At 70.9% G+C, this 13,230-nt stretch carries 18 protein-coding genes; 5 read left to right on the forward strand and 13 right to left on the reverse strand.

The features are described from left to right. Nucleotides 1-87: 87 nt before the first annotated feature. From D9V36_RS19740 to rpmG, 5 genes are all read right to left on the reverse strand, one after another. Nucleotides 88-327, reverse strand: a complete 240-nt coding sequence (locus D9V36_RS19740) for a DUF397 domain-containing protein (RefSeq protein ID WP_129294942.1) — start codon at nucleotides 325-327, stop codon at nucleotides 88-90. Between the two features lie 397 nt (nucleotides 328-724). Then, the gene (gene rpsR, locus D9V36_RS19750; protein ID WP_129294944.1) at nucleotides 725-961 is read right to left on the reverse strand and encodes a 30S ribosomal protein S18; all 237 of its coding nucleotides are present in this window, start codon (nucleotides 959-961) and stop codon (nucleotides 725-727) included. Between the two features lie 190 nt (nucleotides 962-1,151). Further along, nucleotides 1,152-2,300, reverse strand: a complete 1,149-nt coding sequence (locus D9V36_RS19755) for a CobW family GTP-binding protein (protein ID WP_129294945.1) — start codon at nucleotides 2,298-2,300, stop codon at nucleotides 1,152-1,154. After that, the gene (locus D9V36_RS19760) at nucleotides 2,300-2,554 is read right to left on the reverse strand and encodes a type B 50S ribosomal protein L31 (RefSeq protein WP_129294946.1); all 255 of its coding nucleotides are present in this window, start codon (nucleotides 2,552-2,554) and stop codon (nucleotides 2,300-2,302) included. Before D9V36_RS19760 ends, D9V36_RS19755 begins: the two co-directional genes overlap by 1 nt. A 5-nt stretch (nucleotides 2,555-2,559) precedes the next feature. Beyond that, on the reverse strand, nucleotides 2,560-2,724 hold the full coding sequence (gene rpmG / locus D9V36_RS19765) for a 50S ribosomal protein L33 (RefSeq protein WP_052861459.1): 165 nt from the start codon (nucleotides 2,722-2,724) through the stop codon (nucleotides 2,560-2,562). A gap of 73 nt (nucleotides 2,725-2,797) precedes the next feature. Here rpmG and rpmB point away from each other — a divergent pair, with 73 nt between their 5' ends. The 3 genes from rpmB to tatA all read left to right on the forward strand — a co-directional run bounded on the left by rpmB (nucleotide 2,798) and on the right by tatA (nucleotide 3,686). Further along, nucleotides 2,798-3,034, forward strand: a complete 237-nt coding sequence (gene rpmB, locus D9V36_RS19770; RefSeq protein ID WP_129294947.1) for a 50S ribosomal protein L28 — start codon at nucleotides 2,798-2,800, stop codon at nucleotides 3,032-3,034. After that, nucleotides 3,034-3,339, forward strand: a complete 306-nt coding sequence (gene rpsN, locus D9V36_RS19775) for a 30S ribosomal protein S14 (protein WP_129294948.1) — start codon at nucleotides 3,034-3,036, stop codon at nucleotides 3,337-3,339. The genes rpmB and rpsN overlap by 1 nt, the downstream gene beginning before the upstream one ends. A gap of 113 nt (nucleotides 3,340-3,452) precedes the next feature. After that, complete coding sequence (gene tatA / locus D9V36_RS19780; RefSeq protein WP_129294949.1) at nucleotides 3,453-3,686, forward strand: Sec-independent protein translocase subunit TatA; 234 nt, start codon at nucleotides 3,453-3,455, stop codon at nucleotides 3,684-3,686. Between the two features lie 55 nt (nucleotides 3,687-3,741). Here tatA and D9V36_RS19785 read toward each other — a convergent pair whose 3' ends face one another. The 7 genes from D9V36_RS19785 to D9V36_RS19815 form a co-directional block, all read right to left on the reverse strand. Continuing rightward, nucleotides 3,742-4,587, reverse strand: a complete 846-nt coding sequence (locus D9V36_RS19785; RefSeq protein WP_129294950.1) for a nitrilase-related carbon-nitrogen hydrolase — start codon at nucleotides 4,585-4,587, stop codon at nucleotides 3,742-3,744. A gap of 404 nt (nucleotides 4,588-4,991) precedes the next feature. Continuing rightward, nucleotides 4,992-5,615 carry a chaplin gene (locus tag D9V36_RS19790; protein ID WP_129294951.1) on the reverse strand — a complete coding sequence of 208 codons (624 nt, stop codon included), beginning with the start codon at nucleotides 5,613-5,615 and terminating at the stop codon, nucleotides 4,992-4,994. A 143-nt stretch (nucleotides 5,616-5,758) separates the two neighbouring features. Next, a complete protein-coding gene (locus D9V36_RS19795) occupies nucleotides 5,759-6,154 on the reverse strand; it encodes a rodlin (RefSeq protein WP_129294952.1) in 396 nt (131 codons plus the stop codon). A 484-nt stretch (nucleotides 6,155-6,638) separates the two neighbouring features. Continuing rightward, a complete protein-coding gene (locus tag D9V36_RS19800) occupies nucleotides 6,639-7,037 on the reverse strand; it encodes a rodlin (RefSeq protein ID WP_129294953.1) in 399 nt (132 codons plus the stop codon). 340 nt (nucleotides 7,038-7,377) lie between these two features. Beyond that, on the reverse strand, nucleotides 7,378-7,665 hold the full coding sequence (locus D9V36_RS19805; RefSeq protein WP_129294954.1) for a hypothetical protein: 288 nt from the start codon (nucleotides 7,663-7,665) through the stop codon (nucleotides 7,378-7,380). 273 nt (nucleotides 7,666-7,938) lie between these two features. Continuing rightward, the gene (locus tag D9V36_RS19810) at nucleotides 7,939-8,172 is read right to left on the reverse strand and encodes a chaplin (protein WP_129294955.1); all 234 of its coding nucleotides are present in this window, start codon (nucleotides 8,170-8,172) and stop codon (nucleotides 7,939-7,941) included. A 364-nt stretch (nucleotides 8,173-8,536) separates the two neighbouring features. Then, a complete protein-coding gene (locus tag D9V36_RS19815; protein WP_129294956.1) occupies nucleotides 8,537-8,944 on the reverse strand; it encodes a rodlin in 408 nt (135 codons plus the stop codon). A 595-nt stretch (nucleotides 8,945-9,539) separates the two neighbouring features. Between D9V36_RS19815 and D9V36_RS19820 the strand changes: the two genes are divergently transcribed. Then, nucleotides 9,540-11,222, forward strand: coding sequence for a bifunctional 3'-5' exonuclease/DNA polymerase (locus D9V36_RS19820; RefSeq protein ID WP_129294957.1), 1,683 nt, complete (start codon nucleotides 9,540-9,542; stop codon nucleotides 11,220-11,222). Nucleotides 11,223-11,413: 191 nt separating this feature from the next. Further along, nucleotides 11,414-12,523 (forward strand): alpha/beta hydrolase, encoded by a 1,110-nt coding sequence (locus D9V36_RS19825; RefSeq protein WP_129294958.1) that lies wholly within the window; start codon nucleotides 11,414-11,416, stop codon nucleotides 12,521-12,523. 64 nt (nucleotides 12,524-12,587) lie between these two features. On the opposite strand, the gene D9V36_RS19830 is transcribed toward D9V36_RS19825, so the two are convergent. Next, entirely contained in the window at nucleotides 12,588-13,223 is a 636-nt protein-coding gene (locus tag D9V36_RS19830) for a TetR/AcrR family transcriptional regulator (protein ID WP_129294959.1), read from the reverse strand. Between the last annotated feature and the right edge of the window lie 7 nt (nucleotides 13,224-13,230).

The raw sequence follows: 13,230 nt of genomic DNA on the forward strand, positions 1-13,230 counted from the left end.
ACACCGGGCGCACCGTCACGTACGGGCGCCCGGTTGCCGTGTGGGGAGACACCCCTATGGCCGCCGGGCCTCCGGGCCCCCGGGCGCTCAGTCCCGTACGAGGTGGTCGAACTCCCCGTCCTTGATGCCGAGCAGCATCGCCCGGACCTCGGCCGGCGTGTAGACGAGCGCGGGGCCTTCCGGGAAGCGGGAATTGCGTACGGCGATGTCACCCCCGGGCAGCTTGGCGAACTCCACGCAGGAACCCTGGGAGTTGCTGTGCCTGCTCTTCTGCCATGCCACATCACGGAGATCTGTGGCGGCCATGCCGTTGTATGCGTGGAGCACAGGGGTCTCCCGGTGATAAATGGTGTCAACTGCCCGGGAGCATAGCCGCGTTCTCATGCGGATGCATGCGCAGATGCACGTGCACGACAGCCGGTGCAGAGGCGGTCACAGCTCGTCGAGCACCCGGGCCGGCCGCTCCCCCGCGGCCGGCTTCCGCTCGTCGCCCCTGCTCAGGTGCGCCCTGTACCTGGTACGGACCGCGGACCCGAAGCCCTCACGGCCGTGGAAGAGACGTGCGCCACGCCCTGTGGGTTCCGGGGGGGGGAGACGCCCGGCAGATGCGCGGGCGCCGGGGCCGCCCCGCCCCGCCCCGTACACGCCAGGAGGTCCCCTGCGCGTCATCCGCAGGGGACCTCCCGCCCGTCACCGGACGGCGCCCGTCACCAGGAGACGGCCGTCACCGTGACGCGTACGGGAGCAGGGCCATCTCCCGTGCGTTCTTGATCGCCCGGGAGAGCTGCCGCTGTTGCTGCGCGCTGACCCGGGTGACCCGGCGGCTGCGCACCTTGCCGCGGTCCGAGAGGAACTTCCGCAGCAGATCGGTGTCCTTGTAGTCGATGTAGGTAATGCCTGCCGCGTCCAGCGGGTTGGGGCGGGGCGTGGATGTCCGGCGCGGGTCGTGCCTACGGGGCATGGGGGCTTCCTTGTACGGGGGCGGGGGTGCGGGGGGCGCACGGGGCGCAGGGGGGCGCGTACGGGGCGCAGGGGGGGCGAGGGCGTGTACGGGGTGCGGGGATGTGCTGACGGAGACGAGCCGGGCGGAACCGGCTCCGCACGAGCGGGCGGGCTGACGGGCGGACTGGCTGACTGCCGCGGCCGTCAGCTCACGAAACGGGGTCGAGGAGGGCGTCGAAGGCGGACGGCAGGCTCTTCCAGGCCGCGCGGCCGCCCGCGTACTCGGCGTCGGTGAGCAGGCAGGACTCCAGGAGGGACGCAAGGCCCTCGCGGTCGAGGTCCGGCGAGGTGAAGACCAGATGCTGGACGCGGTCACCGTGCTCGGGGTGCCAGTCCAGCGCGGCGGCGGCCCGGCGCATCGGCGGCACCATCTCCCAGGCGGCGTCCGGCAGTGCGGCCAGCCAGGGGCCGGCGTTCTCCACACACAGCGCCCCGCCGGCCGCGTCCCACGACAGCAGGGTGTCGGGGCGGTCGGCCAGCCAGAACCGGCCCCGGCTGCGCGCGGCCGCGCAGGTCAGATCCTCCAGCGCGCCGTAGAGCCGCTCGGGGTGGAAGGGCCGGGTGTGCTGCCACACGAGGGTGCCGACACCCTCCGCATCGGCCTCCTGCGGCAGCAGCGCACAGGCCGGGTGCTGGCGCGCCGCGGCCGCCGCCACATCGAAGCCGGCCCTCGCTGCGGCCGCCAACTCCCCTGATTCGACGGGGACCTGGTGCGCCATCGGATGCAGCTGGGCGAGCAGCGCGAGGTCGGCCGGGTCCGCCGCCTCCTCCCCCGTGGCGATCGCCAGCACCGGCGCGTACTCCAGCTGCCGCGCCCAGGTGTCGGCGACCGTGCGCCGGTCGGAGGCCGCGGCGGCGAGCCCGGCCTCCGCAAGGTCGTCGCCGCAGCCGAGGTAAGGCAGCAGCAGCGCCGGGTCGACGGCGGTGATCACCCCCGTCAGTGCGAAGTTCTCGCTCCCGCACGCGGTGACCGCCTCGGCCATCGCCTTGGGCTCGACCGAGTCCCACAGCTCGACGACAGCCAGCCGGCAGGTGCGCCCGGCGGCCAGCCGCTCCAGCTCGGGCACCAGGTCCTCGCGCAGCGCACAGCAGGCGCAGTCGTTGACCAGCGGTGCGTCACCGGTGTCGAGCGTGCCGCCCGCGTCACGGACGGTGCGCCGCACGGTGCCTTCGGCGGCCGAGGCGAGGTCGTGATGGAGGGCGACGCTGCCGGGGACGGAGCGCAGCAGCCGGTCGACGGCGGCCTGCCGCGCCTCCGCGTGCAGGCCGCCCACCAGCACGACGTTGAGCGGTTCCATCAGCGGGCCCCGCGGGTGCCGTAGCGGCGCTCGAACCGCTCGACGCGGCCCGCGGTGTCCATCACCCGGGACGTGCCCGTGTAGAAGGGGTGGCTCGCCGAGGAGATCTCGACGTCGATGACGGGATAGGTGCGGCCGTCCTCCCACTCGATCGTCTTGTCGCTGGTGGCGGTCGAACGGGTCAGAAAGGCGACGTCGGCGGCCCGGTCGCGGAAGACGACCGGCCCGTAGGCGGGGTGGATTCCAGGCTTCACGGTGCTCAGCGCTCCTCTCGGAAGGTCACGTGACGGCCGGCCACCGGGTCGTACTTGCGCAGTTCCAGGCGGTCGGGGTCGTTACGGCGGTTCTTGCGGGTCACGTAGGTGTAGCCGGTGCCGGCGGTGGACCGGAGCTTGACGACCGGGCGTAGTTCGTTGCGGGCCATGGGGTTAGTATACGGAAATGGTTTCCATTTTCAATAGGCTCTCAGCAGGGGCCCCGACCGGAGGGACCGCACCATGTCCGCCCACTGCCAGCTGACCGGCCGCGCGCCGGGCTTCGGCAACTCCGTCTCCCATTCGCACCGGCGCACCCCGCGCCGCTTCGACCCCAACATCCAGCGCAAGCGCTACTGGCTGCAGAGCGAGGGCCGGCACATCCGGCTCACGCTGAGCACCAGGGGCATCAAGACCGTGGACACGATCGGGATCGAGGCGGCCGTCGCCCGGATCCGCGCACGAGGGGAGAAGGTCTGATGGCCAAGCAGAGCAAGATCGCCAAGAACGAGAAGCGCCGGATGACCGTCGCCCGCTACGCGGCCCGGCGCGCGGTCCTCAAGGCCGTCATCCGCAGCCCGCACACCCCCGAGGAGGAGCGCACCGCCGCCCGGCGCGAGCTCTCCCGCCAGCCGCGGGACGCCAGCGCCACCCGGGTGCGCAACCGCGACAGCGTCGACGGGCGCCCTCGCGGCCACTTCCGCGCCTTCGGCCTGTCCCGCGTACGACTGCGCGAGCAGGCGCACGCGGGCTACCTGCCGGGGGTCCGCAAGTCGAGCTGGTAGCCGTGCCGCCGGCCGTCCGGCCCCGGGGGGCGCCCCCTGGACCGGACGGCCGGACCGTTGGGGTGATACTGGACAGAACGTCCGCCGCCCCTCCCGAGAAAGCGAGCGCGCGCATGCTCCGCAACGCCTTCGAACCCTGGCACCTGATCCTGATCATCGCGGTACTCGTGCTGCTCTTCGGCTCGAAGAAGCTGCCCGACATGGCGCGCGGACTGGGCCGCTCGATGCGCATCCTCAAGGCCGAGGTCAAGACGCTCAAGGCCGACGAGCCGGACGTGACACCCCGCCCTGACGCGACGCCCCGTACGGACGCAGCGCCCCGCCCGGAGGCCGCCGCCCGGCACTGAGGCCGGGCCCCACCACTGAGGCCGGGCCGCCGGCCGCTCCATCCCCTCCGGCCGCTCAGTGATCGCCGCCCTCGTCGATCAGCCGCCGCACCTCGCGGTCGATCAGCCCCAACCGGGCCTCGGCGACCAGCGGCACCGCCCGGCGCTGCCGCCGCGCCTCGGCGAGGTCGATCTCGACGGTGACCAGCGAGGGCTCCCACTTGGGCGCCTGCGCCACCACCGCGCCCCGTGGGTCCACCACCCGCGAGCCGCCCCAGAACGCCGCACCGTGCTCATTGCCCACCCGGTTCACGAAGACCACCCAGCACTGCAGCATCTTCGCCGTATAGGACAGCAGGGTGTCCCAGTAGAGCCCGGTGTCCATCGCCTCCGGATCCAGGCTCGCCGCACTGTTCGTCGGGACGAACAGCACCTCGGCACCGTCCTGCACCGCCAGCCACGGCAGGGCCGGCTGCCAGGCGTCATTGCACACCAGCGTCGCGCCCCGGCCCCCGCTCCGGTCCCGCTTCAGCTCGTACGCGCGCAGTGACTGCCCAGGGCTGACGTGCTTGCGCTCCTCCCAGGCCAGGTAGTTGGGGAGGTACAGCTTGCGGTGGGCGTGCACCAGTTCACCGGCCGCGTAGTGGGCCGCGGTGTTGTAGGCCCGCAGACTGGTGTGCTCGTGGAAGCCGACCAGCACATCGGGGCCGAGGGTGCTCAGCTCCAGCAGCCTCGGATCGTTCGCCGCGAGCGACGCGTCACGCTCCAGCGCCCCCAAGTGATAGCCGTGCAGGCTCAGTTCGGGAAAGACGACAAGATCCGCACCCTGCGCCGCCGCCTGCTGGATCTGCTCACGGGCGACATCGAGGTTCTCCGCCACCCCGCCCAGCACACAGTCCGTCTGCGCCAGCGCAACGAGCATGGCCCCACCTCATCGACCCATCGCTTTTGCGGCTTTCACCCCAATTTTGCCAGAGGGCGCGGCATGCGGCACGGCCCGCGGCGCTTCCGGTTCCGCCCTGCTTCACCCACCCGGAAGAGCGCTGCTTCACCCACCCGCAAGACGGGTCCCCACCAATGAGCGAAAAAACGATCCTCCCCGTGCCGGAAACGGCCTTCCCGCGTTGATCCGCACGATCCGTCGTACGCCCGCAGGGCCGCTTCCAGCCGCAGCGCCGCCCTGGGCAACGGGGCACGACGGCCCGCGGTCGAGTCGTCCGGCGATGCCGACGGACGACTCGACCGGGCGGACCGCCGGACCCGCTCGGCCGGCCATCGAACCCCCGGATTCCCGGGGCCCTCGCCCCGCGCCTACGGCCCTCGCGCTCATCTGGAACGCGTACGGGACCGGCGCAGCAGCAGCGCCCCTCCCACCAGCAGCCCGCCGCCCGCACCCGCGACCACACCCAGCTCGCCGGGCCCGGTGGACGCCAGCAGCCCGGAGCCCGCCGAGGCCCCGGCCCGCGTCTGTGCCCCTGCCCGCGCGTCCCGTGCGGACGACCGCGGCGCAGGCACCGCCCCCGGGCCCTCCGCGGACTTCCGGGCGTGCTGCGGCGCCGCCTTCGCCGGTTGCGCCTTCGGCGGCCGTTCCCGGTGGGGCGTCCCGTCCGGGGCCGTGTGCCGCCGGACCCGCTCAGCGGCGGGCCGCTGCGCCACCGGGGGCGGCGGGGCGGCGTTCAGGGGCCGGCGGGCCGCCGCTCCGGGTACCGCACCGTTCCCGCACGAGGCACCCGTCGCCGGGTTGAGCGCCGCGCCACCGTCCACCGAGTTGCCGCACGCATTGACCGGGGTGTCCACGGTCACCTGGATGCTGTTCCCGGACAGCACACCCGGCGAGTTCTTCGCGCCGCCCCCGGCGCCGGCGTCCGCATACGCCACACCGCCACCCGCGCCGAGCACGCCCGACGCCGCCGTCACCACGAACACACACGTCTTCAGGCTCTGTCGCATCTCTCGTCCCTCCTCTGCAGTCATTGCCCACGGACCGCCGCCCGCACCGCGCGTTCCGCTCGCACGACCGGGCGGCCGGCAGCCCATACGCGGCGCCGGCCGCCCGGTGACACACGCGGGGGAACGGCCGAGGCCGCCTGCGCTCAGCCGTTGCCGACGCCGTTCCCGGAGAGGACCGGAATGCCGTCGATCATGTGCGACAGCGGCTCGTCGCCCTTGGCCTGCGTCGAGTTGTGGGCGCACTGCTGGTTCTGCGGCGACGACAGGATGTTGAGGTCCTGCAGCGCGAAGCCGTGCACACCCTGGAGGTTCGCCTTGCCCAGACCGAGGCACACGTCGTTCAGCGACCCCTGGACGAGCCCGAGCTGGGTGCTCAGGTGGCCGCGCGTGGTGGAGTTGCCGTAGACCGACGTCGCCCCGTTTCCGTTGACCGTGCTGGTGCCCCTCTGGTCACCGATCGCCATGGCGTCGGGAGCGGCCGCAGCGGAGATACCGATCAGCGACGCCGCCACAGCCGCGCCCGCCATCATCTTCTTCATCACGCAAACCCTTCAGGAGAAGAAACTCCCGACACGGGAGCCCTGTTTGAACAACCCGCCATACGGGCTTGAGTTCTGCACCGTCACCCGAATAGCAGGCACCAGGCCTTCCGCATGGGAATCAGCTTCCGCTGCCGCCGGTGTCCCGCCCCAATTCGCATACCGACAATGCGACTTGTCGCTCTCGGGGCAGCCCGGAACGCCCGATCTCCATGGCACTTCGCCACCACACGACGCAGGGCCCGCGAAACCACTGAACGGATTCGCAGGCCCTGCCCTCGCTTCGGACGGCATGCCAATACCCTCGCAGCCCCATCAATCTCGCAAGGGCATTGGCACGCTTCCCTCCACACATCATTCCTAACGATCCGGCACGGCGGAGTTCCGTCACGAGCGAATAACATTTCCGCTCCAGTGCCGGACAGCAGAAACCCGGGCCGCCCGGAAGAAGGAGGACCGGGCGGCCCGGGTGATCATCAGCCGGTCAGCGGTTGCCGGCGCCGTTGCCGGAAAGGACCGGGATGTTGTCCAGGATGTGCGACAGCGGCTCGTCGCCCTTGGCCTGGGTGGAATTCTCGGTGCACTGCTGGTTCTGCGGCGACGACAGGATGTTGAGGTCCTGCAGCGCGAAGCCGTGCACGCCCTGGAGGTTCAGCTTGCCCATGGCCAGGCAGGGCTTGTTGAACGAGCCCTGGATCAGACCGATCTGCGGGCTCATGTAGCCGTAGGTGGTGGAGTTTCCGAAATACTGCTGCGCGCCGTTGCCGTTGACGGAAGACGTTCCGTGCTGGTTGCCGATCGCCATCGCCTGGGGGGCGGCAGCGGCGGCCACGCCGACGATGGACGCAGCCGCGGCTGCGGTGGCCAAAGCCTTCTTGATCATTTTGATCCTTCGTGTTTCGGGATGCCCTTGGGCCGGGCAAACTGCCCAACTCACAGGGATGTTTTTGGTTGTTCTCATTCACTCAAATGAGCTGGCCACCGGAGCCACATTCCCGTGCAGCTTTCCCGGGCAGCTTTCCCGGGCCGCTTTCCGGGGTCACTTCTACGGACCGGCATCGTGGCCGGTACTCCCGTTCCGGACCAGGGCCGGGAGCCTGGGCGAGAAAGCGCGGGGGTGCGGTGGAGCTTCGGGCGCCGCATGCCGGTAGTCGGGTCACACAAAATTCCGCTACCGCGTCGCACTCGCCGGGCGCAGCCGAAGGACAGTGAAATCCGCGGAATTACTTGAGCGGCAGGCCGCCGAGCAGCGGAGTCTTCTTGGTCGGCCCGGTGACACCACGGAGCAGCTTCTTCGCGTTGGCCGACTTGACCTTGCCCCCCGCGGTCTTGACCGTGTTGACCAGCGGCTTGAGCTGGTGGCCGTCCAGCTGCTTGCTGCTCAGCGCGTCGGTCAGCCCGCCGTTGAGGCTCATGGTCGGGGCTCCGGGCTGGGCGGCGAATGCAGGTGTGGCGATCCCCAGCGCCATGACGGAACCGGCAACAACCGCGGCAGACTTTGCGTACTTCACTTCAACTGTCCCTTCTCGGGCGGTGCTTGACGGTCCGGCGGCAGCAACGCCACATGTGGCAATCACTTCGCTGCTCGGATGACCGATTTCAGCGTGACTAACGAGTTCCTACGTCCCGAGAAACCCTGAAATTGCACTCTTTCTCGGATGAGCCGCCCGAAAATTGCAGACGCTGTACGTCCACCCGCACCATGCGAATGGCGACCGGCCCCGGTGCGCAGGTGACCGCGCACCGGGGCCAGGTCACATCGACTTGGCTCGAATTCCTTCGAGTCAGGCGTTCACGCAGGTGTTGCCGAACGCCGGGTTCAGCAGCGCAACGATGTTGACGGTGTTGCCGCAGAGGTTGACCGGGATGTGCACCGGGACCTGGACGGCGTTACCGGAGAGCACACCGGGCGAGTTCTTGGCGCCACCGGCGACCCCTGCGTCGGCGAAGGCCGGCGACGCCGCCCCCACCGCCATGATCGTACCGGCAGTGATCGCTGCGACCTTTGCGTACTTCACTTTCAGCCCTTCCTTGCAACGGGTCCGTGGCGAACACGACCGTCGTGTCGCACGGGCGGTTTTCTGCTCGCCCGTAACACCGCTGCGATATTGGTAACGATTTCCCCTCGGGCACGAAACTCTTGCCGGGAGGTTTTCGGAGGAATCGCCCGAACGATGCAGCACCGCTTCAGGAGATTGTCGCCGCGCATACGACGCGGAAAAAACACCGGAGTTCGAACAGGCGAGGTACCCGCCGAATACGAATTCCTACCGAAAGGGGGATCGAGGAATTCCGTCCCTACGGTTCCCAACGGGGTTCCCCAGGTCCCGGACCGCTCTGGAAACGAGAGCCGGCGGTCCGGGCCTGCGGCCGATGGCCGGCTCAGTGGTTGCCGACGCCGTTCCCGGACAGGATCGGAATGTCGTCGATGATGTGCGACAGCGGCTCGTCACCCTTGGCCTGGGTGGAGTTCTCGGCGCACTGCTGGTTCTGCGGCGACGACAGAACGTTGATGTCCTGCATCGCGGCCGGCCACCAGCCTCCCACGAGCTGGCTGTTCACCTTGCCCAGGGCGATGCACGGCTTGTTGAACGAGCCCTGGACGAGCTCCAGCTGCGGGCTCATCTTGCCCACGGTGGTGGAGTTGCCGAACGCGCTCTTGGCACCGTTGCCGTTCACCGTCGACGTGCCGTTGTGGTTGCCGATCGCCATCGCCTGGGGGGCGGCCGTTGCCGAGATGCCGACGACGGACGCGGCTACAGCCGTCGTGGCCAGGACCTTCTTGATCACGATTTACCCTTCTCGAAGCGGAGTGCCCGTTTCCGGAGCGCACTGGTCAACTCGCTTCTGGGGGTGCGGTTTCGCCGTTTCACCCAAATGCCACGAAACCATAGATACATATCACCACCCCGGGCCGAGTTCGCCTTCCGGATGCCGTTTTGGCATTTCAGAATCCGGTACGAAGAATTCTTACCGGCATTTCCCGGCGGGCTGCCGACCCGCTGGACGGTGATTTCAAGTGCCATGAGGGCAAGGCGAGTTGCGGAGCAAGCGCTGCCGATCACCGGATTCGGCGGGCGGCGGCGTTGAGGGTGTCGGGCACACCGCAGGTGCGCCAAAGGTCAACCCGGTGGTGATCAGTTCCGGTTGAAGGTGGCTCCGCGGGAAATGGCGCCTTGGTTGCGGCGTTTCGGCCGAGGGAGTGGCGACAGCCTGCCTCGGCCCGGGGGCGCAGAGGGGTGTGCCGGGGGGGGGGACGGGCTGCGGAGGGGCGGGCTGCGGGGAGGGACGGGCCGCGGGGGTCTCGCCGGCATGAGGGCTGCCGGGGTCGTGTCGTCTGCGCTGGTCAGGGCGAATGTCAGACCCTGGTGGAAGACTCGGAGGCATGAGATGGGCGGTGGTGGAGACGGGCGACGGGGGTGCTCGTCTCTGCCCGCTCGACCGGGAGGGGCGGCCCGCCGGGCCGGTGGTGCGGGAGTCCTCGCTCGCCGAGGCCGTGCGTACCCGGCCCGAGGTCGAGCGGTGGGTGTGGCGGTCCACCGCGGAGACCTACCGGCGGCTGCTGACGGCGGGGGTGCGGGTCGAGCGGTGCTATGACGTGGAGGCCGCCGAGGCGCTGCTGATCGGCCATGAGGAGGGTCAGTCGGGCCAGCCGCATTCGCTGGCCGCCGCCTGGGCGCGGCTCCACGACCGGCCCGTCCCGCAGGACGCGCCGGTCCGTACGGCTCAGGCCCAGCCGTCCCTGTTCGAGCCGGGCCCGGTGCCGCTGCCTCCTGGCACGGACGAGCTCACGGCGCTGCTGGAGGTCTATGCCGGCCATATGGCGCGTACGGAGAGGGCGGAACACCCGGACCGGATGCGGCTCCTGCTCGCCGCCGAATCCGCGGGCATGCTGGTCGCCACGGAAATGGGGCGGGCCGGGGTGCCGTGGCGCGCCGATGTGCACCGCAAGCTGCTCGACGAGCTGCTGGGAGAGCGCTATCCGGGCGGAGGGGAGCCGCGCCGGATGGCGGCACTGGCCGACGAGGTGTCCCGGGCCTTCGGGACGGGCCGGCGGGTGCGCCCGGATCTGCCGCAGGACATCGTCAAGGCCTTTGCCCGCGCCGGGATTTCCCTCACCTCGACCCGCAAATGGGAGCTGCAACAGATCGATCACCCCGCGGTGGCGCCGCTGCTGGAGTACAAGACGCTCTATCGCCTCTACACCGCCCATGGGTGGGCATGGCTCCAGCAGTGGGTGCACGACGGCCGTTTCCACCCCGAGTATCTGCCCGGTGGCACGGTCTCCGGCCGCTGGACCACCAACGGCGGTGGTGCGCTGCAGATCCCCAAGGTGATCCGGCAGGCCGTACGCGCCGACCCGGGGTGGCGCCTGGTGGTCGCCGACGCCGCCCAGATGGAACCCCGGGTACTGGCGGCCGTCTCCCGCGACCGGGGCCTGATGGAGCTGGCCGGCAGCGGCGAGGATCTGTACGCCGACCTGGCCGCCCGTGCGTTCGGGGGTGACCGCGACCGGGCCAAGCTCGGTCTGCTGGGCGCCATTTACGGCCAGACGTCCGGTGACGCCCTCAAGCACATGGCCGATCTGCGCCGCCGCTATCCGGCCGCGGTGGCGTATGTGGACGAGGCGGCGCGCGCGGGCGAGGAAGGACGGCTGGTGCGCACCTGGATGGGCCGCACCAGCCCGCCCGCTTCCGTCGCGCCTCCCGATGAGGCGGGCCTGCCCCAGGAAGAGGAAGCGTCCCCGGCCTACGGCACCGGCTCGGCTGCCGCCCGGGCGCGCGGCCGGTTCACCCGCAATTTCGTCGTCCAGGGCAGCGCTGCCGACTGGGCCCTGTTGCTACTGGCCGCGCTGCGCCACTCGTTGTCGGAGGGCGGGCTCCGCGCCGAACTGGTCTTCTTCCAGCATGACGAGGTGATCGTGCACTGCCCCGCGCAGGAGGCGGCGACGGTCGCCGAGGCGATCACGGCGGCCGCCGCGACGGCCGGGCGGATCGCGTTCGGGGAGACTCCGGTCCGCTTTCCGTTCACCACGGCGGTGGTGGAGTGTTATGCGGAGGCGAAGTGAGCGGGTGCGGCGGGGCGGCGGGGACGGTGGGGCGGCAGGCACGGCGGGGCGGTGCAGCGGGGCCGCCGGCAGCGGGCCGGTGCAGGCCGCGGGGGCGCGTACCACTTGCCGGCGGGCGCGGGCGGGCGCGTGCGGGCGGAGATCGTGAGCAGAAGCTGTGGCATGTCCCTTCCGAACGAGGAGCACTCCGTATGAGCGTCCAGCCCGAGAAGACTGACCGGACCGCGATGCGGGTGCACCCCGAACTCGTTGCGGCCTTTGAGGCGTTGCCGCGGAACTCCGATCCGTATGAGGACATCGAGGCCTCGCGCGCCGGATTCCACGAGATGCTGGCCGCCTTCCCGGCGGACCGTACGGGCGTGTGCAGCGAGCGGTTCGACATCCCGCGAACGGGCGGCGGCGCAGCTACGGACGGCGGCAGGCTGACGGAAGGCGGCACGCTGACGGTCGAGGTCTACCGTCCGGAGGGGGTGGTGGGTACCGCCGCCGAAGACACCGGGAACACCAGTAGCGCCGGGAACGTGCTGCCCGCCGTACTGCATTTCCACGGGGGCGGGTTCGCCCTCGGCCGGGCGCTGCCGGGGCAGGACCGGGTGGCCATCGAGCTCTGCCGCGAACTGCCCGCCGTGATCATCACCGTCGAATACCGCCTCGCCCCTGAGCACCGCTATCCGGCCGCGGTGGAGGACTGCTACCTCGCGCTGGAATGGGTGGCCGGGCGGGCCGGCGAGCTGGGCATCGATCCCGCGCGGATCGCGGTGGCCGGCAAGTCGGCGGGCGGTGGACTCAGCGCCGCGGTCGCCCTGATGGCCCGCGACCGCGGCGGGCCGGAGCTCGCCTATCAGTCGCTGTGCGTCCCCGATCTGGATGACCGGGTCGGGGCGGACACGGCGGCCGACGCAGCAACCGACGCGACAGCGGACACAGCAGCGGACACGGAGCGAGCCCTGGACGCACGGGTGCTCACCGGGCGCGGTGTCCAGTCGTCGTGGCAGCACTACCTTCCGGAGGGGACGACACAGGCGGAGGCGTATGCCGCGCCCGCTCGCGCCACCGAGCTGTCGGGGCTGCCACCGGCCCATGTCCTGGTCTGCGATCTCGATCCGATGCGCGAGGCGGGGCTGGCCTACGCCCGGCGCCTGATGGACGCGGGCGTGCCGGTCACGGTCCGCAATGTGCCCGGTGCCTGGCACGGCTTCGAGCTGTACGCGCCGGACACCCGGGTGGCGAAGGAGATGACGGCCCACTGGACGGGGCAGTTGCGGGCGGCGCTCCATCCGGAGTCCCCGGCGGTGGTGTGAGGCCGCTCAGGCCGACCCTCCCGGCGGGCCGGGAGGGTCCTCCCCCGCCGGGGCCCCGGCGGCTTCAACGCCCTGCCCGTTGCCCCCCGTGCCCGCCGCTCGGGGCCTTGACGGTGGAGATCAGGCCACGGGTGATCCGCACCATCGACGCGACCAGCAGCTCGCGCGGGCGGTCGGGCCGCTCCAGCCACCACAACGCGAGCCCGTAGAGCGCACTGCGGATCGCTTCGCCGAGGGGTTCCAGCTCGGCCTCGGGGATGCCGGGCACGAACTCGCGCAGCAGCGCCATGTCCGTCTCCCGCTGTCTGCGCTGCAGTTCACGGTGGAAGGCAGCGACCTGCGCGTCGCCCGTGGTGTCCCGGAACATCATGCGCCAGGTGTACGGATGGCTCTGCACATAGCCGAACCAGGCGTCATACATCGCCGTCATCCTCGCGGCCAGATCGCCCTCACCGTGCAGGAGTTCGCGGATCGGGGCGGCCGCCAGCTCGTCGCGGTGCCGCTCCAGCAGGGCGAGGTGCAGCTCCTGCTTGGAGTCGAAGTGCCGGTAGAGCATCGGCTTGCTCAGGCCCGCTTCAGCGGCGATCTCTCCGATGGTGGTGCCCGCGAAGCCGCGCTCCGCGAACAGCCGGGCCGCCGCGTCCTCGATACGCGTCCTGGCCTCGGCCCGCGCGGCGCGGCTGCGGTCGATCCCGCCCATGCGCTCC

Source organism: Streptomyces lydicus (assembly GCF_004125265.1).
In the GTDB taxonomy this organism is placed as follows: Bacteria; Actinomycetota; Actinomycetes; order Streptomycetales; family Streptomycetaceae; genus Streptomyces; species Streptomyces lydicus_C.

What these genes read in the sequence shown, in the direction of transcription:
- rpsR (WP_129294944.1), bottom strand. Translation starts at nt 961, where the DNA reads ATGCCCCGTAGGCACGACCCGCGCCGGACATCCACGCCCCGCCCCAAC.
- D9V36_RS19755 (WP_129294945.1), bottom strand. Translation starts at nt 2,300, where the DNA reads ATGGAACCGCTCAACGTCGTGCTGGTGGGCGGCCTGCACGCGGAGGCG.
- rpmG (WP_052861459.1), bottom strand. Translation starts at nt 2,724, where the DNA reads ATGGCCCGCAACGAACTACGCCCGGTCGTCAAGCTCCGGTCCACCGCC.
- rpmB (WP_129294947.1), top strand. Translation starts at nt 2,798, where the DNA reads ATGTCCGCCCACTGCCAGCTGACCGGCCGCGCGCCGGGCTTCGGCAAC.
- rpsN (WP_129294948.1), top strand. Translation starts at nt 3,034, where the DNA reads ATGGCCAAGCAGAGCAAGATCGCCAAGAACGAGAAGCGCCGGATGACC.
- tatA (WP_129294949.1), top strand. Translation starts at nt 3,453, where the DNA reads ATGCTCCGCAACGCCTTCGAACCCTGGCACCTGATCCTGATCATCGCG.
- D9V36_RS19785 (WP_129294950.1), bottom strand. Translation starts at nt 4,587, where the DNA reads ATGCTCGTTGCGCTGGCGCAGACGGACTGTGTGCTGGGCGGGGTGGCG.
- D9V36_RS19790 (WP_129294951.1), bottom strand. Translation starts at nt 5,615, where the DNA reads ATGCGACAGAGCCTGAAGACGTGTGTGTTCGTGGTGACGGCGGCGTCG.
- D9V36_RS19795 (WP_129294952.1), bottom strand. Translation starts at nt 6,154, where the DNA reads ATGAAGAAGATGATGGCGGGCGCGGCTGTGGCGGCGTCGCTGATCGGT.
- D9V36_RS19800 (WP_129294953.1), bottom strand. Translation starts at nt 7,037, where the DNA reads ATGATCAAGAAGGCTTTGGCCACCGCAGCCGCGGCTGCGTCCATCGTC.
- D9V36_RS19820 (WP_129294957.1), top strand. Translation starts at nt 9,540, where the DNA reads ATGAGATGGGCGGTGGTGGAGACGGGCGACGGGGGTGCTCGTCTCTGC.
- D9V36_RS19825 (WP_129294958.1), top strand. Translation starts at nt 11,414, where the DNA reads ATGAGCGTCCAGCCCGAGAAGACTGACCGGACCGCGATGCGGGTGCAC.
- D9V36_RS19830 (WP_129294959.1), bottom strand. Translation starts at nt 13,223, where the DNA reads ATGGGCGGGATCGACCGCAGCCGCGCCGCGCGGGCCGAGGCCAGGACG.